At 67.2% G+C, this 17214-nt stretch carries 20 protein-coding genes and 1 pseudogene; 13 read left to right on the plus strand and 8 right to left on the minus strand.

Going from position 1 to position 17214, the window contains the following annotated elements:
- Window positions 1–555, plus strand: a pseudogene (locus tag CV102_RS20465) (glutamine synthetase); the annotation flags it as partial.
- A 166-nt stretch (window positions 556–721) separates the two neighbouring features.
- Window positions 722–1030, plus strand: coding sequence for a hypothetical protein (locus CV102_RS20470; RefSeq protein WP_148859885.1), 309 nt, complete (start codon window positions 722–724; stop codon window positions 1028–1030).
- A gap of 18 nt (window positions 1031–1048) precedes the next feature.
- On the opposite strand, the gene CV102_RS20475 is transcribed toward CV102_RS20470, so the two are convergent.
- The 5 genes from CV102_RS20475 to CV102_RS20495 all read right to left on the minus strand — a co-directional run bounded on the left by CV102_RS20475 (window position 1049) and on the right by CV102_RS20495 (window position 5748).
- Complete coding sequence (locus tag CV102_RS20475; RefSeq protein WP_148859886.1) at window positions 1049–1351, minus strand: hypothetical protein; 303 nt, start codon at window positions 1349–1351, stop codon at window positions 1049–1051.
- A gap of 65 nt (window positions 1352–1416) precedes the next feature.
- Complete coding sequence (locus CV102_RS20480) at window positions 1417–1875, minus strand: molybdopterin-dependent oxidoreductase (protein ID WP_148859887.1); 459 nt, start codon at window positions 1873–1875, stop codon at window positions 1417–1419.
- Window positions 1876–1959: 84 nt separating this feature from the next.
- Entirely contained in the window at window positions 1960–2751 is a 792-nt protein-coding gene (locus CV102_RS20485) for a metallophosphoesterase (RefSeq protein ID WP_148859888.1), read from the minus strand.
- A gap of 10 nt (window positions 2752–2761) precedes the next feature.
- The gene (locus tag CV102_RS20490) at window positions 2762–4477 is read right to left on the minus strand and encodes a hypothetical protein (RefSeq protein ID WP_148859889.1); all 1716 of its coding nucleotides are present in this window, start codon (window positions 4475–4477) and stop codon (window positions 2762–2764) included.
- Window positions 4474–5748 carry a Single-stranded DNA binding protein gene (locus tag CV102_RS20495; protein ID WP_148859890.1) on the minus strand — a complete coding sequence of 425 codons (1275 nt, stop codon included), beginning with the start codon at window positions 5746–5748 and terminating at the stop codon, window positions 4474–4476. The genes CV102_RS20490 and CV102_RS20495 overlap by 4 nt, the downstream gene beginning before the upstream one ends.
- A 126-nt stretch (window positions 5749–5874) precedes the next feature.
- On the opposite strand from CV102_RS20495, the gene CV102_RS20500 reads away from it, so the two are divergent.
- Window positions 5875–6084, plus strand: coding sequence for a hypothetical protein (locus CV102_RS20500; RefSeq protein WP_148859891.1), 210 nt, complete (start codon window positions 5875–5877; stop codon window positions 6082–6084).
- 36 nt (window positions 6085–6120) lie between these two features.
- Window positions 6121–6786, plus strand: a complete 666-nt coding sequence (locus CV102_RS20505) for a 2,5-diamino-6-(ribosylamino)-4(3H)-pyrimidinone 5'-phosphate reductase (protein WP_148859892.1) — start codon at window positions 6121–6123, stop codon at window positions 6784–6786.
- A 6-nt stretch (window positions 6787–6792) separates the two neighbouring features.
- Here CV102_RS20505 and CV102_RS26180 read toward each other — a convergent pair whose 3' ends face one another.
- The gene (locus tag CV102_RS26180; RefSeq protein ID WP_187433058.1) at window positions 6793–7020 is read right to left on the minus strand and encodes a hypothetical protein; all 228 of its coding nucleotides are present in this window, start codon (window positions 7018–7020) and stop codon (window positions 6793–6795) included.
- Between CV102_RS26180 and msrA the strand changes: the two genes are divergently transcribed.
- A complete protein-coding gene (gene msrA, locus CV102_RS20515; RefSeq protein ID WP_148859893.1) occupies window positions 7019–7552 on the plus strand; it encodes a peptide-methionine (S)-S-oxide reductase MsrA in 534 nt (177 codons plus the stop codon). The genes CV102_RS26180 and msrA overlap by 2 nt on opposite strands.
- A 282-nt stretch (window positions 7553–7834) precedes the next feature.
- Here msrA and CV102_RS20520 read toward each other — a convergent pair whose 3' ends face one another.
- Window positions 7835–8074 (minus strand): DUF7127 family protein, encoded by a 240-nt coding sequence (locus tag CV102_RS20520; RefSeq protein ID WP_148859894.1) that lies wholly within the window; start codon window positions 8072–8074, stop codon window positions 7835–7837.
- 190 nt (window positions 8075–8264) lie between these two features.
- On the opposite strand from CV102_RS20520, the gene CV102_RS20525 reads away from it, so the two are divergent.
- The 4 genes from CV102_RS20525 (at window position 8265) to CV102_RS20540 (ending at window position 12275) form a co-directional block, all read left to right on the plus strand.
- Complete coding sequence (locus CV102_RS20525) at window positions 8265–8693, plus strand: CBS domain-containing protein (RefSeq protein ID WP_148859895.1); 429 nt, start codon at window positions 8265–8267, stop codon at window positions 8691–8693.
- A gap of 348 nt (window positions 8694–9041) precedes the next feature.
- Complete coding sequence (locus CV102_RS20530) at window positions 9042–9806, plus strand: ABC transporter ATP-binding protein (RefSeq protein ID WP_394349510.1); 765 nt, start codon at window positions 9042–9044, stop codon at window positions 9804–9806.
- Complete coding sequence (locus CV102_RS20535) at window positions 9796–11046, plus strand: ABC transporter permease (protein WP_148859896.1); 1251 nt, start codon at window positions 9796–9798, stop codon at window positions 11044–11046. Before CV102_RS20530 ends, CV102_RS20535 begins: the two co-directional genes overlap by 11 nt.
- Window positions 11043–12275: an ABC transporter permease gene (locus tag CV102_RS20540; RefSeq protein ID WP_148859897.1), complete on the plus strand. Its 1233-nt coding sequence runs from the start codon at window positions 11043–11045 to the stop codon at window positions 12273–12275. Before CV102_RS20535 ends, CV102_RS20540 begins: the two co-directional genes overlap by 4 nt.
- Window positions 12276–12320: 45 nt before the next feature.
- Here CV102_RS20540 and CV102_RS20545 read toward each other — a convergent pair whose 3' ends face one another.
- On the minus strand, window positions 12321–12674 hold the full coding sequence (locus CV102_RS20545) for a winged helix-turn-helix domain-containing protein (RefSeq protein ID WP_148859898.1): 354 nt from the start codon (window positions 12672–12674) through the stop codon (window positions 12321–12323).
- Window positions 12675–12776: 102 nt separating this feature from the next.
- On the opposite strand from CV102_RS20545, the gene CV102_RS20550 reads away from it, so the two are divergent.
- From CV102_RS20550 to CV102_RS20565, 4 genes are all read left to right on the plus strand, one after another.
- On the plus strand, window positions 12777–13466 hold the full coding sequence (locus CV102_RS20550; protein WP_148859899.1) for a cob(I)yrinic acid a,c-diamide adenosyltransferase: 690 nt from the start codon (window positions 12777–12779) through the stop codon (window positions 13464–13466).
- A 98-nt stretch (window positions 13467–13564) separates the two neighbouring features.
- Window positions 13565–14314 carry an ABC transporter ATP-binding protein gene (locus CV102_RS20555; RefSeq protein WP_148859900.1) on the plus strand — a complete coding sequence of 250 codons (750 nt, stop codon included), beginning with the start codon at window positions 13565–13567 and terminating at the stop codon, window positions 14312–14314.
- Window positions 14311–15756: a hypothetical protein gene (locus tag CV102_RS20560; RefSeq protein WP_148859901.1), complete on the plus strand. Its 1446-nt coding sequence runs from the start codon at window positions 14311–14313 to the stop codon at window positions 15754–15756. Before CV102_RS20555 ends, CV102_RS20560 begins: the two co-directional genes overlap by 4 nt.
- Window positions 15757–15841: 85 nt before the next feature.
- Complete coding sequence (locus tag CV102_RS20565; protein WP_148859902.1) at window positions 15842–17161, plus strand: TIGR00341 family protein; 1320 nt, start codon at window positions 15842–15844, stop codon at window positions 17159–17161.
- Window positions 17162–17214: the final 53 nt, after the last annotated feature.

Consider the following 17214-nt stretch of genomic DNA (forward strand, 5'->3'; position numbering starts at 1 on the left):
GACGACGAGTTCGACCTCTCTGAGGAGGCACACGCCTTCACCGCCGGCATCCTCGAGCACGCGCCGGCGATCACGGCTATCGCGAACCCCACCGTCAACAGCTATAAGCGCCTCGTCCCCGGCTACGAGGCCCCCGTCTACGTCGCCTGGTCCGACCGCAACCGCTCGGCACTGATCCGCAAACCCGCCGCTCGCGTCCCCGCGGCGTCGCGTGTCGAACTGCGCTCGCCGGACCCCTCCTGTAACCCGTATCTCGCACTCGCCGTGATGATCCACGCGGGCCTCGAGGGAATCGAGAACGACCTCGAGTGCCCGGACCCGGTCCGCGAGAACATCTACGAGTTCGACGAGCAGAAACGCGAAGAGTACGGCATCGAGACGCTGCCGTCGAACCTCGGCGAGGCCGTCGACGCCCTCGAGGAGGACGACGTCGTCTACGACGCACTCGGCGAGCACATCGGCGAGAAGTTCGTCGAAGCCAAACGCGAGGAGTTCGAGGAGTACCTGATCGACGTCTCCCAGTGGGAACTCGACCGCTACCTCGAGACGTTCTAACCGCCGCTGCCAGTACGACGTCTCCGGTCGCCTCTGGACCGCTTTCCCTCTCGGAGTGCCGCCGTCTCCTCGTGCGGTAGCCGGACTCTCGTTTCCGCTCCGTCGAGAGCACAGACACAACTCGAGTGACAGCGTTTTAGCCGCGTCACGCCAACGTTCCGACCGAATGGACGATTCCGATCGACCAGCGCCGCCGAACGATCTCGATCCGGAGCTTCGTGCGGTTCTCGAGGCTCTCGGCGAAGAGGATGCCGAGACCCTCCAGACCGTCGCGAGCTACGTCGACGATCTCGCGACGTGGGCCGAATCCAGCGCCGATCACGAGTCAGCGTCGTCGGCCGACGACGAGCCGTCGTTCCCCGCCGACGTCCCGGATCGGGCCAGCGTTACGATCACGGAGATCGGCGGCACGGAGTACTACTATTACCAGTGGCGCGACGGTGACGAGATCAGGTCGAAAACCAAGCGGCGGTAATGCGACCGGTCACGGACTTCAGTCGAGGTTCCACTCCTCGTCGTCGATCCGGACGGCCGTCAACTCGTCGCGGTCGCCGAGCAGTCGAACCGTGAAGCCGCCGTCGTCGCGCTGTATCTGCAGATCGACCGTCATGACGTCAGCGGTGATTTCTTCACTCTTCGAGGGTGGCTCCTCCCGTCCGTCCGGAACCTCGAAGTCGAAGTCGTCGTAGGAGACGTGCGTCGATTCCTCGATCAGATCGTCCCCGCCGTAGACATCCGCGTCGATTCCGGATGCGTCCGTTTCCCGTACCTCGAGTCGGTACGTTTCCATCGTCATATTCCGGTGTTTTCTCGGCTGGTGAATGGTGATTCGGCTTTCGTGCGCTGGCCTCCTCGGAACGGTCACTCCGGCGGCGCGAGCCGCTCGTAGGTCTCCGGATCATCGTCCGGCGCGAGCGTTTTCGCTTCGATGTGTGCGACGCCCTTTACGGTCCGCGGACCTGTCGCTCCGGTCGCGACGAACCGCGTCTCGTAGTCGCCGATCGTCGAAAGCGGGTCGTCGTCGCGGGCGACCGCGAGAAGCCCCTCGAGCGCCGTTTCGACATCGATACAGACCCGGTGTCCGTCGCGGGAGTCGACGAGGAGGTGCGTCGTCTCCGGCGAAGGGTCCATCAGGTCGAGCAGTTCCGGTATCGGAATCCCTTGCCAGCGCTCGGTGTACCGGTCGCCGGTAGCGCAAACGATCTCGATCTCGCGGCTCCGCAGCGGAAGTTCGACGAGATCGGCTTCGGTGACGGTCACCTGCCGGTCCCCGACGAGATGGATCGGTCTGTCGAGCGAGGGGAGCAACGGATCACGCATAGCTACGTAGTGGATGCTCCGAGAACGAGCGTCCTAACGGTTCGGCTGGTTCCCAATCCGTGGGGACGACGGCGCTCAAGCGGATCAGATAGACCGGTAGGGGCCGAGCCGAGTCCCGTCGAGCAGGTATGCTTCGCCGTCCGCGAGCCCCTCGGGCAGGAACGGCGAGAGAAACGACTGACCCGGAACGTTCACCCACGTCCCGCCGACGAGTCCGTTGAACGCCGGCACCACGACCAGCCGCGGCGGCGTCTCGTCGCTCTCGAGCCACGAGACGTCCGCGTACTCGGGACGCTCGCGAAACGGTCCGGGATCGAGCCGCCCCCGAAGCCAGACCCGCTCGACCCGGCTGCCGCCGACCTCGTCTTCGAGACGGACGCAGGGGTGTTCGTGGCCGAGACAGAGCACCTCGCTCTCGAGCGCCGCGGGCGACGGCCAGGTGTGGCCGTGACAGACGCCTATGGAGCCGAGCGCGGTGCCGGCGCCGGGGAGAAACGTCGCATCCTCGAGCCAGTCTTCGATGCCGCCGTCGTGATTTCCCTTGACGACGGTGAGGTCGAGCGTCGGTGGCGCCGACTCGAACAGCACCTCGAGTTCGCCGCGTTCGGCGCCGCCAGGGTCGCCGATCGAGTGCATGAGGTCGCCGAGGACGACCAGCCGATCGGGGTCGGTGCGCTCGAGCAGCGCGAGCAGTCGGTCGCGGCGGTCGGGTGCGTGGCTGGGGACGTCGACGCCGCGTTCGTACCGCAGTCCGGCCTCGTAGCCAGCGTGGTAGTCCGCGATCAACAGCGCGCGCTCGTCCCCGGTGGTCGCGACCGCGGCCGGTTCGCCGGGGACGGGTTCGACGGCCAGCGAACGATGCGCGTCGGATCCCATTCTCGTCCGTTCAGATCGCCTTCAGCGTCTCGTCGTCCGGTTCGTAACACTGGCCGCCCATCAGCGCCTCTTCGATGGCGGCTTCGACGTCCGCCTCCGCGACGCCGGTGTCGGCAGCGACGGTCTCGACGAGCGTCGATCGGTCGGCACCGTCGCCGTCGTCGAGTTCCTCCATCGTCTCGACGGCGTACGCCTGCAGGTCGACGTCGTCTGCGGGCTCGTCCTCATCGGTATCGTCGGCCTCGTCGGCCGTCTCCTCGGCCTCGGATTCTGCCGGAGCGGATTCCGACGGTGCGTCTTCGCCCTCCGACTCGGGTTCGGATTCGACCTCGGTCGTCGTTTCGTCGTCGCGCTCCTCGGCCGAGTCCGCGTCGACGGTCGACGTCGGCGGCTCGCCGAGGTCGTCCTCGACGGCGTCGGTTTCTGGTTCGGATTCGGTTTCGAGATCGTCTTCGGGCTCTCCGCTCGGCACGTCGATGTCGCTCTCGCCGGGGTCGTCGACCTCGGTTCCCGTGGCGAACTCGGCGCCGAACTCCTCCTCGAGCTGTTCGCGCTCGTCGTCGTCCATCTCGTACATACCGCCGCCGTCGAAGTCACCGAGGTCGTCGTCCGTCTCGTCCGACGCGCCCGACGCGTCGGGCTGGTCGTCCTCGTCGAACTCGACGGTCTCCGCGGCTGCATCCGCCGCAGCATCGTCCGTCGTCTCGTCGGCGTCGGTCGTCGTCCCTTCAGCGTCGACGTCGATCGTCGTGTCGCTCGTGTCGGCCTCCTCGGTCTCCGTCTCCGCGTCGGTCTCGTCGCCGGCCTCGAACGAGGGATCGTCGCCGGCGGTATCGGTCGGGACGTCGTCCGCCGCGGAAAACTCGTCCGCCGTGGCCGCGGACATCGATTCCGGCTCGCTCCCGCCGGCCGTCGCCGCGACGGGGTCGGGCTGTGCGTCGGTCTCAGCGGGACCCGAATCGACGTCGACGCCGGCGAGCGAGGCCAGCGAGCCGAACGTCGTCTCGTACTCCGGACTCGATCCGCCGGGCTGGATCGTGAGGCCGCTCACCTGATCGCGATCGCCCGCGACGACTTCGACGGCCTCGAGGGCGCAGTCGCGCAGGGCGGCGAGATACGCCGGCGTCGTTCCGTAGTGGTCCTGGGCGAGCGGGATCCCGTCCGCGAGGCCGGACTCGACGCCGTCTTCGCGTAGCGCATCCGCGAGAGCCTCACCGTCGGCTTCCAGGTCGGCAGCCACAGCGTAGGTGCCGATCCGGTCGAGCGTCTGCTCGGCCGCGCTGACCACCCAGCGGTCGCGCGTATCGGCGTCGACGGTCGCGATCGACTCCGGCCGGATCGACGTGTAGACCCGGTCGGAATCATCCGGCTGGAAGGTGCGCGCCTTGCCGGTGACGGCGACGAACGCGGGCGGTTCGAGTTGCTCGAGCGTCGCCAGTTCGTCCGGCTGGTACTGGCCGGCGTAGACGACGAACGCGCCCGTCGGGTCGACGACGCGGGCGCGGACCATCTCGTCGTTGACCGACGTCACCTCCGTGAGCGTACCGACGGCGAACAGTCGGTTGAGTCGTGCGCCGGTCGGCGTGATCACGTAGTTGGGCGCTCGCTCCTCGTCGCTCTCGGCGTACGAGAGCGAGGCGTCGTCGTACTCGGCGGCGAAGACGCGGTAGGCGATCTCGCGGCCCGGAATCTCCTCCTCGCCGTCGTCGTTGCCGTTGGTGCTCATGCGTCCACCTCCTCGAGGAAGGCCGATGCACGGGCGACCGGATCGTCGTCGCTCTCCTCGAAGGTTTCGGCGTCGAGGTTAGCGCCGTACTCGTCGACCGAAAGGTGACCGCGAACGCGGTACTCGCGGCCGACGATATGCTCGCGGATCGTGTCCGCGACGACCTCCTGGTCCATCGCCTCGCGGGCCTGGTCCAGGGCGTCATCTAAGGTGCCGCCGTAGACGTCCTCGGTCAGTTCGTCGTCGAGGACGACGGTGACCGTCCCGGTGCCGTCGTCGAGGATCGCCTTCACGCGAAGGTCGTCGATCCCGTCGACGTCGCCGTGAGTCCGGCACTGCCCCTTCTGGACGACCCGGTAACACTCGGGGCAGCGCTGGATCAGCCCGGAGCCGTCCCGGACCGCGATCACGTTGCCGACGAGTTCGACGTCGTAGACGCCGCCCGTTCGGACGGCTTCGCCGACGTCCATCGTCGTCGCGTCAGCGCCGACGTCGATCTCGCGCTCGAGGCGGCTGACCGTCGAAAATTCGGAGACGTTCACCTCGGGGACACCCCGGAACTCCTGGACGTAGGCGTTCTCGATGCGAACCGAGCCGCCCTCCTCGATCTCCGGGGCCGGATCCCAGTTCGTAAAGGGGAGGCGCCCGCTCTCGTCGCCGAAGACGCCGCTCAGGATCTCGGTCTCGCCGTCGCGGCCGTCGATCGTCCGGCGCTCGCAGTCGACGACCGTGACCTCGATGGTGACCGCGCGGTCGCCCGTCTGGAGGTCGGCGAGCTGTGCCTCGCCGCCGATCTCGTACGGTATCTCGGGCGTCTCGTCCTGGAAGGAGAGCGCGGTGCTCTCGCCGAGGTTGAGTTCGGGTTCGCCGTCCCACTCCCGGACGCCCGCATTGCCCGCGGTGATCGTGTCGCCCGGCGAGAGGCCGAAGTCTTCCCAGGCCGTGTAATCGATCGCGCCGGTTTCGTCCGCCAGGCGCCCCTCCACGATGACGTGTTCGGAGCCCTGGTAGCGGATCGATCGTTTCCCCGCCGTGAGGACGACGCCGGTCACCGTGACGTTGCCGTCGTCGGGCGTAATGTCGGCGACGTTCTTCGCCGACGGCGTACCGCCGCCGCCGCTGCTCCCGTCGCCGTACTTCCGGCGGAGGCTCTGTTTGGCCTCGTCGACCGGGACGCTGTACTCCACCAGGTTCTGCAGGTCGGATTTGACCTCCTCTTTGTCGACACCGAGGTCGGAGGCGAGATCCTCGGCATGATCGTCGAGTTCCATCATCGGCTTTTCGAGTGGCGGGTTCAAAAGCGTTCCCGCAACGCAGTGAAAGTGAAAACGCGCGGAGATGGCCTCGAGCCGCCGACGAGGCAGTACGTTCATCCCGTTACCGATCGAACGGCGAATATGGAACGCGTTGGGGCGGCGCTTGGTGGACTGGCGTTCGTCGTGTTGATCTTCGGTGGACTCGTGGCTGTTCGGATCCTCACGCGGGCGCTGTACGCCGCGATCTGGTTCGCCGAAACCGTCGCGACGTTCGGCTTCGCGCTTCTGGTCGGCTACATCGTCTATCGGATCCTGCTCGGCTCGAGCGACGATCCGCGCCGGAGCCGGTGACGAACAATTATCAGACCGAGCACCGAACGTGAGCGCATGCACGTCGTCGTCAATGCCGCCATGAGTGCGGACGGGAAGCTCTCTTCGAGACGCCGCGAACAGATCGCGATCAGCGGCGACGAGGACTTCGCCCGCGTCGATCAGCTTCGGGCCGACAGCGATGCCATCGTCGTCGGCGTCGGAACCGTCCTCGCGGACGATCCGCACCTGACCGTCAAGGACGAGTCGCTGATCGCGGAACGCCGCGAGGCCGGCGAGGCCGACCACCCTGCGCGCGTCGTCGTCGACTCGAAGGCACGCACGCCGATCGACGCGGCGATCCTCGACGATGCGGCGACGACCTACGTCTGCGTGAGCGAGGTTGCCCCGATCGATAACCGGATGGATCTCGCTGGACGAGCCGAGTTGGTCACGGCCGGTGACGACCGCGTCGATCTCCTGCGGGCGTTCGCGACGCTCCAGCAACAGGGTCTCGAGCGGATCATGGTCGAGGGCGGGGGCGAACTCATCTTCTCCCTGTTCGAGGCTGGTCTCGTCGACGAACTGCGAGTGTTCGTCGGCCCCAAGGTGATCGGCGGCCGGGACGCGCCGACGCTGGCCGACGGCGAGGGGTTCGCTGCCGAGTTCCCGACGCTGGAACTCACCAACCTCGAACGACTCGGTGACGGCGCGCTGCTGACGTGGCGAACGGCTGGAGGATAGCGCGGACTACGCCAGTAGACCCCGCCGTCTCGCCTTCTGGACGAGGCCCGCACCGAGTACGAACCCGAGCAACAGGAACGCCCCGAGAACGAGGTGGACCGGGCTGTCGAACGGACCGGCGGTCGCCTCGAGCGACACGCCCGGTCGCAGCCGCTTCCCACTGTCTCCACTCTCCAGCGGCGTTACTCGCCGTCCCGTCACACCTTTCATCGCGTAGCACCTACGAGCGGACATGGAACGAGCGACGTTTGGCGGTGGTTGTTTCTGGTGTGTCGAGGCAGCCTTCGAGGCGCTCGAGGGCGTCGAATCGGTGACCTCCGGCTACGCGGGCGGCCACACCGAGAATCCGACCTACGAGGCGGTCTGTGCCGGCAAGACCGGCCACGCCGAGGTCGTTCAGCTCGAGTACGATCCCGAGGCCGTGAGCTACGAGGACTTACTCGAGGTCTTCTTTACGATTCACGACCCGACCCAGCGCAACCGGCAGGGGCCGGACGTCGGCACACAGTACCGATCGGCGATCTACGCCCACGACGACGACCAGCTCGAGACGGCCGAGGCGTTCGCCGAGGAACTCGAGAACGAGGGGCTCTACGAGGGGATCGTCACCGAGATCGAGCCACTCGACACGTTCTACGAGGCAGAGGAGTACCACCAGAACTACTTCGAAAAGAACCCCAACGACGCCTACTGCACGATGCACGCGGCGCCCAAAGTCGAGAAGGTCAGGGAGAAATTCGCGCCGGAGGCCAGCGGCGACGACTGAAGTCGCCGCCCGATCACTGCAGACGGATGCCCGTTTTAGTTCGACGTTCGGTGCGGACAGTTCTTCGTTCGGTGCGGAGGCGATCGTCGCGAAAACCGGTGTTCCCACGCTGAATAGCGGACCTCGAATCGGTCGCCCTCCGAGTTCGCGCTCGCCCGAGCGAGAGTCGGTGTTCGGCGGCAAAACGGCGCGTTTTCATCATGGGAGTCGACGCAAAATCGGATAGCTGATTTCCAGTAGCTAACGGCGGGCCGACGCCGCTGTCTCGCTCTGCTCGACCCGTTACTCGGAGATCGTCAGCACGCCGTTTTTGACCGTGACGTCACTCGCCCCGGCGGGGAGGTCGAACTCGAACTGGCGATCGCTCGTGACGACGATCACCGTATCGTCGATGATGTCGATCGACATGTCGGCGGCGTCGGGACCGAAGTCGACCGTGATGGCGCTGGCACCATCGTCTTCGATCTGGCGAACGACAGCGTCGTCAGTGTGGCCATCGCGGAGTTGTTTTGGGACTCTCATACATACGGTAGGTCGCCACCACGTGTAAGCACCACGCACGCAGCATCCGGCCGGCCGCCCGATCTGGTAGTTCCAGGGTGAGAGACGGTCCAGGCGGGGAGATATCGGCGGTCGACGTCCCCTCTTTCCGAACTGCGCTCAATAGAAAGCCCCACGTTAACCAACGATCCAGCACTTTGGTGAAACGACTATGCCTGTAGGTAATCTCGGACCGGAAGAAGTCGTAACGGCACAGCGAGACGACGACCTCGAGACCGTGACCGAGTTATTCGCCGAGGAGAACGTCGGTGCAGTCGTCGTCACCGAAGACGAGGAACCGGTCGGCATCATCACCGACCGCGACGCGGCGCTCGCGATCCACGGGAACGACGACGATGTCGGATCGGTCCCGGTCGAGGACGCGATGACCGCGGATCCCGCGACGATCCAGGCGGACGAGGAGGCGATCGAGATCTCGCGTGCGATCGAAGAGTACAACGTCCGTCGCTTCCCGGTCGTCGACGACGACGGCACGCTGACGGGGATCGTCACGCTCGACGACCTCGTCGCGACGATCGGCGAGCAACTCGACAACGTCGCCGACACGGTCGAGGCCCAGTCGCCGGACTACAGTCCGTAACGCTCCGCCGATTCGTTTCGCCGTAGTAGCACTGGCTTCGACAACGGCCGTTCGTCACCGGCCGTAGGCGGTTTCTGCGAATCGTTGCACCGATGAGAATCATCGGTACGAGAACGTTTCGGCCCGGCGGCTCGCCGTCTTTTCCGGCTCGAGCTGTCGATTTCACCGCCTGGGCCGCGACTTTCGCCAACCGAGAACTGTCTCGATAGGACAACTGTCCGTCGGTGAATCACGTCCGTTTGCGGCTGATCGATCCGTCAGTAGCCCGACGGTAAATCGTTTCCTGACGGAAATAAGCGTCTCTGAAACAATGAGTGGTGGAGACGTTCGTCGGTGTGAGACACTCCAGTGACGATACTCAACCGGGCAGTTCGGAAGACGGTTTCGTCAGCATCAGAGGCACCCGGCGAGCGCGCGTCGACGACCGTTCGGCTCACCGATGTGACCCACGAGTACGGAACCGGCGGTGGGTTTCGGTCTCGGCGCGAGCGGACGGTGACCGCACTGCGCGACGTCTCGATCGAGGTCGACCCGGGCGAGATCGTCGGTCTCGAGGGGCCGAGCGGTAGCGGCAAGTCGACCATCCTGCACGCGGTCACCGGGCTCCTGGTACCGACGGCGGGAACGGTCGAACTCCACGGGACCGACCTGACGACGCTCTCCGACCGGGAACGGACGCGGATCCGTCGTCGCCACGTCGGCATCGTCTTTCAGCGCTTTCACCTCCTCTCGTCGCTGTCGGCGCGGGCGAACGTCGCGCTCCCGCTCGTTCAGGCCGGGGTCCCGAAGTCGGCACGCCGGGAACGGGCGACGGCACTCCTCGAGGAGGTCGGACTCGGCGACCGGATCACTCACCTGCCGAGCGAGTTGAGCGGCGGTGAACAGCAGCGCGTCGCGATCGCGCGGGCGCTCGCGACCGACCCGGACGTGATCGTCGCCGACGAACCGACGGGTGAACTGGACACGGCGACCGGGGAGACGGTCCTGGATCTCCTGACCGATCTCGGTCGAGACCGGGCGATCCTGGTCGCCTCGCACGACGATACCACACTCTCCGTCGCCGATCGACTGATCACGCTTCGTGACGGGACGGTGGTCTCGGATGGCGGATGACCGCGAGCGCCGACACACGCGCTGGCTGGGGATCGCCGGCCTCTCGGCGACGCGGCTCTGGAAGCGAACGGTACGAACGAGGTCTGGACGACTCGTGGCGACGATCTTCGCCGTCGCGCTGACCATCGCACTCCTCTTGCTCGTCACCGGAATCGCGCTGGGACTCGCCGAGGGTGGGATCGCGACCCAGGACGACGCCGACGTGCGCATCACGCCCGAAGACGAGCGGACGCTGTCGGCCGTCGACGGCGTCGAGGAGCCGAACCTCGGCGCGACGAACGAACGGGCCGAGACGATCAGCTTCCAGGACGGCGTCGAACACGCCTCGCCCGTGCTCGCCGAACCGGTTCGCCTCGAGACGGCCGACGGCGAATCCGAGACCGTACTGCTCGTGGGGATCGTTCCCGACGACGAGCCGCGGACCGTCGCGGGTCTCTCCACGGCGGCTCTCGAGCCCGGGGATCCCCACTACGCCGACGGCTCGTACGACGGGCCGCGAGAGGGTGAGGTCGTCCTCTCCCGGACGGCTGCCGAGCGACTCGACGCGACGGCCGACGACGATCTGACGCTCTCGAGCGCGCGAACCGACGGGGAGTCGCCGACGGTCTCCGTGGCGGCCGTCGACGAACCCGCGGGTGGCGACGCCGAGACGCCGGTCGCGCTCGTCCACCTGAGCGAACTCCAGTCGACGTCCGGCGCGGCCGACGGCGAACTCGCCGATCGAATCCTGGTGTGGGGCGACTCGGAGTCGGCGACCGCGGCCGCCACCGACGCGTATCCGGACGCCGGGATCGAATCGACGGGCGACACTAACCCCTCCTCGCTGTTCGACGACGGACTGGCGTTCGCGACGAGCGTCCTCGCGCTGATCGTGGGGATGGCGATCTGTGCGTCGTTCGTCGCGACGACGATGGGGATGACGGTCAACGAGGATCGCGCAACGCTCGCGATCCTCGCGGCGGTCGGGTTCCCGACGCACACCCGGCTCGGCATCGTGGCGTTCTCGACGGCGCTGACGACGATCTGTGGCGCGCTCCTGGGGATTGCACTCGGCGTCGTGGGAATTCACGTCGTCAATGCCGTCGCCGGAGCGACCGTCGCTTCGGGGGCCGTCGCGGCGATGCATCCCCTGTTCGTCCCGTACGCGATCGGGGTCGCACTCGTCTCGGGGCTGATCGCCGTCCCCTATCCGCTCGCGGTCGCCGCCCGGACGACGATCCTCGCGGAGGTGGAACGATGAGCGGTCGCGAAGTGTTCGGCAGAATCCGCGCCGTCTTCGGACTCGCACTCGCACAGTTGCGACGGTCTCCCGGACGCGCGACGCTGACCGTGATCGCGGTGGCGCTCGCGGTGCTGTCGGTGACACTGCTCGCGAGTCTCGGCGTCGGCGTCGTCGACAAGGGCGAGGAGGGACTCGAGTCGGCCGATCGCGACATCTGGATCTCGAGCGATCCGGTCGATCCGACCGCTAGCGGGACGCAGAATCCGATCGTCGGCGCGCACGGAATCGCAGCCGAGATCCACGAGCGAGACGACGTTCGGAGCGCCACGCCGATCGCGGTCAACGACGTGTATATCGGCTCGGAGCCCGACGAACTGCAGCGCCACTCGGCGGTCGGCGTGGAATCGACTCACAGCGGTTACGACTTCGTGGAGGGCGAGGGGTTCTCGATGGACGACGACCCGCACGAGCGACCGCCCGCCGACGAGCCCCAGACGGCCGAGATCGTGCTCGATCCACGGATCGCCGACGAACTCGACATCGAACCCGGCGAGACGGTCTACGTCGGGACCAGCAGGGAGACGGCGGCGGCTACCGAGTTCACCGTCGTCGGGACCTCCAGACACCACTCCCAGTACCTGGGCAGCCCGGCAGCGACGGTGCCGTTCGCGGACCTGCAGGCGATCGCGGGAACTTCGGGAACCGACCGGGCGACGTTCCTCACGGTCGACGTCGCCGACGACGCCGACCGCGAGGCCGTCGCGGACGATCTCGCCGCGGAGTACCCCGCCTACGACGTCAGGACGAGCGATCAGCAGGTCCAGGCGATGCTCGAGGAGCGCCCGCTCGTGCTCGCCAGCGGCGCGACGCTGGTCGGACTCGCCGTCCTCGGCGGGGTCGTCCTGACGGTCAACCTCTTCGCGCTCGTCGCCTACCAGCAGCGGGAGGAACTCGCCGCGCTCCGGGCGATCGGACTCTCGCGGTGGGTTCTCGCGGGAACGATCGGCGCACAGGGGCTCGTTATCGGTTTGCTTGGCGGTCTGCTCGGCGTCGCCGCCACGCCACTGGTCACGCGCGGACTGAACTACCTCGCCGCCGACGTCATCGGCTTCGAACGGCTTCTCCGAACACCGCTCGAGGTGTACGTCGTGGGCCTCGTTCTCGCGGTCTGCGTGGGGACGGTCGTCGCGATCGCAACCGGCTGGCGAACCGGCCGATACGCGACGCTCGAGCATCTCGACGGCTAACGGAAGGCGCGGTTTCGAAGTATCGAAGACGAGTCGGCAGAACGGTCAAAGATCCGTCTTCCAGAGCGCCAGCGAGTCGTCGTTCGAGCGGTCCACGTCGACGCAGAGATTCCGAGCGTCGTCGAGGTCGATCGCGATCCGATCGAAGTCGGTGACGTAGCGGGACTTCTGTTCGCGACCCGGACGGGCGCCAGTCTTTTTGACGAGTCCGGAGTCGGTCAGCCGATCGAGTTTGCGGTAGGTCGTCGAGAGCGGGCGCTCGATCTCGTCGGCGACCTCGGGGACGGTCAGCGGCTCCTCGAGGACCGCGATGATCTCCCGACAGGCGTCGTCGGTCAGCACGCCGAGGACGTGCTCCCGCGCTGGGGCGTCGTCCGACGAGGAGAACTCGAGTGGCATACGAGTACCACCGGATTGGGAACGAAGCCTAAAGACACGTTTGGTCGGACCGCCGGAAGGCGATGTGGCATCTACATGTAGGAGGCGAGCGAGGCTCACCGTATGAGCGACGACCAGTCGTCCGACTCCGTCGTCGAGAGCACGCCGGGGCAGGGACGAACGCCCGAACCCGAACGCATCGAACCCGCCGCACCCCAGGAGTTCGGCCTCGTGCAGGTCTGGTGGGGCGACGGCAAGGGGAAGACGACCGCCACGCTCGGAATGGGCATGCGAGCGGCGGGACACGGCTACCGCGTCCACATGCTCCAGTTCATGAAGGGCGGTGCCTCGAGCGTCGACGCCGTCCGCGGCGAGTACAACGCCATCGCCGCCCTGCCGGGATTCAGCTACGAGAACCTCGGTCACTACGGCTGGCACGGGATGGCCGACGGCAGCGAGGAGGCGGACCACGAGGCCGAAGCTCAGGCGGGTCTCGAGCGCGCCCACGAACTGCTCGAGGCGGCCGCGGACACCGATCTCTCGGCACCGATCGACCTCGACGCCGAGCCCGAAGACGGGGTGCACATGCTCGTCCTCGACGAGGTGCTGTACGCGGCGGACCGGGGCCTGATCGGCGAGGGCGACGTCCACGACCTGATCGACGCCAAACCCGACGACCTCGAACTGGTGCTCTCCGGGAGCCACGAGGAGCCGACCTACCTCGAGGATCGCGCGGACCTGATCACCAACGTCCGGAAGGTGAAACACCCGATCGAGGACGGCCAGCGCGCGCGACGCGGTACCGAGTTCTGAGCGGCCACGATCCCGTCACGCCGGACGCGTTCGAAGCACGTTGATTCTACGGCTGTCGGCACAGTTATTATCGGCTATCGTGAAAGTCTCTCCATCAGATGGGTGTCATCCAGGTAGACGGACTCGAAAAGTCCTACGACGCCGTCCGCGCGGTCGACGGCATGGAATTTCGCGTCGAGCGCGGCGAACTGTTCGGCTTTCTCGGCCCGAACGGGGCCGGGAAGACGACGACGATCCGGGCGCTGACCGGGCAGATCGAACCCGACGAGGGAACCGTCCGCGTGCTCGAGACCGACCCGGTCGAAGAGCCGATCGAGACGCGACGCCGGGTCGGGATCCTGCCCGAACAGGAGTCGCCGCCGAGCTTTCTCACGCCCCGCGAGTTCCTCGCGTTCGTCGGCCGGGTTCGCGACCTCGAGCCCGCGACCGTCGAGGAACGGACCGCGATCTGGGCGGAGCGACTCGGCTTCGAGAGCAAACTCGAGACGCTCCACACCGATCTCTCCCGGGGGCAACAGCAGAAGGTGATGTTCGCCCAGGCGTTCCTCCACGACCCCGACGTCGTCTTCATCGACGAGCCGCTGGCGAACCTCGATCCGCTCGTCCAGGAGCAGGTCAAGCGGTTTCTCGTCGACTACGCCGCGGACGACAATGCGGTGTTCGTCTCGACGCACAACATCGAGGTCGCCGAGGAAATCTGTACTCGGGTCGGGATCGTCGCCGACGGCCGGATCGTGACCGAGCGCTCGGTCGGGACGACCGACGAGCCGTTGCTCGAGGTCTTTCTCGAGCACGTCGAGGGTGAGGCCGTTCGCGACACGCCGGCGGTGGCGCAGGCCCAACGATGACGACGGGTCGCAATCGCGTCGGCTGGACGATCTTCTTCGCGCTCGCTCGCGAGGAGTGGCGACTCCACACCCGACTGTTCGGCGGCTGGCGGTTCGTCTGCTTCCCGTTCCTGATCGCGGCCCTCTCGCTGGGCGCGTCGGTTGCGCTCGTCGAGACTGGCACCGCGGCGCGGACGATCGTCGACGGCCTCCACCTCCTCGTCTTCGGCTTCGGGCTCTACTGCGGCACGGCCGGCTTCGCAGGGTCGGACATGCTCGAGAACGTCTTCGGCCGGCTCTCGCTCGTGCTCTCGACGGCGACCGCGCTGCCGCTGTCGCGCCGGCGGATGCTCGGCGTCTTCCTCCTGAAGGACGGGCTGTTCTACGGCCTCGTCTTCGTGCTGCCGATGGCGGTCGCCGTCGTCCCGCTGGTCGGCCTCTCGGCCGACCTCCCCGTCGCCGTCGGGGCGCTCTGGCTCTCCCTCTCGCTGACCTTTGCCGCCGGGATGGTCCTGACCGTCGCGATGATCGCCGCCCGGACCCGCGGCGTTCCGACGTGGGGGATCGCCCTGGCTGCGCTGACCGTGATCGTCGGCGTGGGGGTGACCGGTCACACCGCGAGCGCTCGAGACGCGCTCGTTCCGCTCCACGGGTCGTGGCCCGCCGTTGCTGGCCTCGCGCTCACCACCGTCTTTGTCGGTATCGTCTCGCTCGTCGCGTACGATCCTGCCTACAGCCGTCCCTCGCGAACCGCGAGCGATCGCTTCGCGCGGATCAGCGACGCCCTGCCGGTCGGCCAGGACGCCCTCGTCGCGAAGGCGCTGCTCGACCTCGCGCGCTCCTCCGGCGGCGTCTGGAAGCCGTTCGTCTCGGTGAGCATCCTGTTCGCCCTCGTGGCTGCGATGGTCGGCCTCGTCCGCGAGATTACGGGCATCGAGCCCGCGCCGGGGATCTTCTTCGGTGGCGTGCTCGGTCTCTCGGCGTTTACGACGTACAACTGGCTCACCCAGTTCGACTCGCTCGAGGCCTACCTCGCCTACCCCGTCTCGATCGCCGCGGTCTTCCGGGCGAAGCGAACCGCGTTTGTCGCCGTCGGCGCGCCGACCGCAGCGCTACCGTACCTCGTCGCCGTCGTCTGGTTCGAGGCGACGCTCTTCGACGCCGTCGCCGGCGCGGCGATCCTCGCGGGCTACGCGCTGTACTACTACGGGCTCACCGTCTACGTCGCCGGCTTCGACCCTAACGAGTTCCTCTTCGACGCCGTCCGCTTCGCGCTGTTCACCGTCGGCGTCGCCGTCGCGCTCGTCCCGACGCTGGTCGCGGGCTTCGTCGTCGTCCCGCCCTCGACGGAACTCGCCGCGGCGCTCGTCTGCACCGGAGTCGGGTTCGGCGTCGTCGGCTACGTCCTCTCGAGTCGCGCGGGGCCGCGCTGGGAGGAGCGCTATCGGGCCGGAACGCAGTAACGATCCACGCCGTACGGTTTCGTTGTCAGCAGAACGATCAGAGAACGGAACGAACGTTTTTCCACTGTATCGTTGAGGTGACAGTATGCGCCTCGTGGAGATCCTCATCCCGAAGGAGAAACGCGACGCCGTCGAGGGGGTGCTCGAGGACGAGGAGATCGACTACACCCTCGTCGAGGAGGAGAGCCGAAGCGAGCCCTCGGTCGTCATCACGTTCCCGCTGCCGGCGCCCGCGGTCGAATCCGTCCTCGACGAGATCCGAGAGACGGGGATCGACGAGGATTCCTACACCGTGATCGTCGAGGCTGAGACCGTCATCTCCGACCAGTTCGACGACCTCGAGCAGCGCTACGCCCAGAACACGCCGCGCATCTCTCGCGAAGAGATGCAGGCTCGAGCGAAGGATCTCACCCCGCGGTTCAGCACGTATCTCGTCATGACGATCATGAGCGTGGTCGTCGCGACCGCCGGCCTGCTGCTCGACTCGCCGGCGGTCGTCGTCGGCTCGATGGTGATCGCGCCGTTGATCGGCCCTGCGCTCGGTGCGAGCGTCGGGACGGTCATCAACGATCAAGCGCTGTTCCGCCGCGGGATCAAACTGCAGGCGATCGGACTCGGCGTCGGCGTGATCACCGCCGCCATCTTCGCGGTCGTCGTCCGGACGACCGGGCTCGTCCCGCCGATGATCGATCTCTTCGCGATCTCGGAGATCGAGGGCCGGGTCCGTCCCGACCTGCTCTCGCTCGTGATCGCGGTCGGGGCGGGCGTCGCGGGTGCGTGGACGCTCACGGCGGGCACGTCGGCCGCGCTCGTCGGCGTCATGATCGCCGCCGCACTCGTGCCGCCCCTCGGCGTCGTCGGCATCGGTATCGCGTGGGCCCGCCCGGAAGTCGCCCTCGCCGCGGGCGTCCTCGTCCTCGTCAACATCCTCGCGATCAACGTCACCAGCCTCGGCGTCCTCTGGTACAAGGGGTATCGCCCGGAGAACTGGTTCGGCGCGGACGAAGCGCGCGTCGCCACGAGACGGCGGGCCGTCGCGCTCGCCGTCTCGATCGTCGTCCTCTCGAGTTTCCTCGGCGTCGTCTCCTACGATACCTACCGAACCGGGACGTACGAGGAGGAGGTCAACGCCGAGGTCGCCGCCGTCCTCGAGTCGCCCGAGTACACCGAACTCGAGGTCATCGACGTAGAGGTCGAGTACACCGACCCGGTTCCGCTCAGACAACCCGACCGCGTCGTCGTCACGGTCGGCCATCCGGTCGGTACCGACCCGCCGTTGGTCGGCGACGAACTCCAGCAGCGAGAGGGTGTCCACGCGGAATCGGCGATCCACCTGCCGACCGGGCCGCTCATCGACTCCCAGCGCGCCGAGGTCGTGGTTCACTACACCGAGATCGAGGAGTAGCGAGCGCAGCGGGTTCGGAATCGCGCGCTCGGGTCGGGAGTGGATCTCCTGGG

The sequence above is a fragment of the Natronococcus pandeyae genome, from assembly GCF_008122205.1.
Lineage (GTDB): Archaea > Halobacteriota > Halobacteria > Halobacteriales > Natrialbaceae > Natronococcus > Natronococcus pandeyae.

What these genes read in the sequence shown, in the direction of transcription:
- CV102_RS20490 (WP_148859889.1), bottom strand. Translation starts at nt 4,477, where the DNA reads ATGAGCACCAACGGCAACGACGACGGCGAGGAGGAGATTCCGGGCCGC.
- CV102_RS20500 (WP_148859891.1), top strand. Translation starts at nt 5,875, where the DNA reads ATGGAACGCGTTGGGGCGGCGCTTGGTGGACTGGCGTTCGTCGTGTTG.
- CV102_RS20555 (WP_148859900.1), top strand. Translation starts at nt 13,565, where the DNA reads ATGGGTGTCATCCAGGTAGACGGACTCGAAAAGTCCTACGACGCCGTC.
- msrA (WP_148859893.1), top strand. Translation starts at nt 7,019, where the DNA reads ATGGAACGAGCGACGTTTGGCGGTGGTTGTTTCTGGTGTGTCGAGGCA.
- CV102_RS20535 (WP_148859896.1), top strand. Translation starts at nt 9,796, where the DNA reads ATGGCGGATGACCGCGAGCGCCGACACACGCGCTGGCTGGGGATCGCC.
- CV102_RS20470 (WP_148859885.1), top strand. Translation starts at nt 722, where the DNA reads ATGGACGATTCCGATCGACCAGCGCCGCCGAACGATCTCGATCCGGAG.
- CV102_RS20560 (WP_148859901.1), top strand. Translation starts at nt 14,311, where the DNA reads ATGACGACGGGTCGCAATCGCGTCGGCTGGACGATCTTCTTCGCGCTC.
- CV102_RS20480 (WP_148859887.1), bottom strand. Translation starts at nt 1,875, where the DNA reads ATGCGTGATCCGTTGCTCCCCTCGCTCGACAGACCGATCCATCTCGTC.
- CV102_RS20475 (WP_148859886.1), bottom strand. Translation starts at nt 1,351, where the DNA reads ATGACGATGGAAACGTACCGACTCGAGGTACGGGAAACGGACGCATCC.
- CV102_RS20525 (WP_148859895.1), top strand. Translation starts at nt 8,265, where the DNA reads ATGCCTGTAGGTAATCTCGGACCGGAAGAAGTCGTAACGGCACAGCGA.
- CV102_RS26180 (WP_187433058.1), bottom strand. Translation starts at nt 7,020, where the DNA reads ATGTCCGCTCGTAGGTGCTACGCGATGAAAGGTGTGACGGGACGGCGA.
- CV102_RS20545 (WP_148859898.1), bottom strand. Translation starts at nt 12,674, where the DNA reads ATGCCACTCGAGTTCTCCTCGTCGGACGACGCCCCAGCGCGGGAGCAC.
- CV102_RS20485 (WP_148859888.1), bottom strand. Translation starts at nt 2,751, where the DNA reads ATGGGATCCGACGCGCATCGTTCGCTGGCCGTCGAACCCGTCCCCGGC.
- CV102_RS20505 (WP_148859892.1), top strand. Translation starts at nt 6,121, where the DNA reads ATGCACGTCGTCGTCAATGCCGCCATGAGTGCGGACGGGAAGCTCTCT.
- CV102_RS20565 (WP_148859902.1), top strand. Translation starts at nt 15,842, where the DNA reads ATGCGCCTCGTGGAGATCCTCATCCCGAAGGAGAAACGCGACGCCGTC.
- CV102_RS20550 (WP_148859899.1), top strand. Translation starts at nt 12,777, where the DNA reads ATGAGCGACGACCAGTCGTCCGACTCCGTCGTCGAGAGCACGCCGGGG.
- CV102_RS20495 (WP_148859890.1), bottom strand. Translation starts at nt 5,748, where the DNA reads ATGGAACTCGACGATCATGCCGAGGATCTCGCCTCCGACCTCGGTGTC.
- CV102_RS20540 (WP_148859897.1), top strand. Translation starts at nt 11,043, where the DNA reads ATGAGCGGTCGCGAAGTGTTCGGCAGAATCCGCGCCGTCTTCGGACTC.
- CV102_RS20520 (WP_148859894.1), bottom strand. Translation starts at nt 8,074, where the DNA reads ATGAGAGTCCCAAAACAACTCCGCGATGGCCACACTGACGACGCTGTC.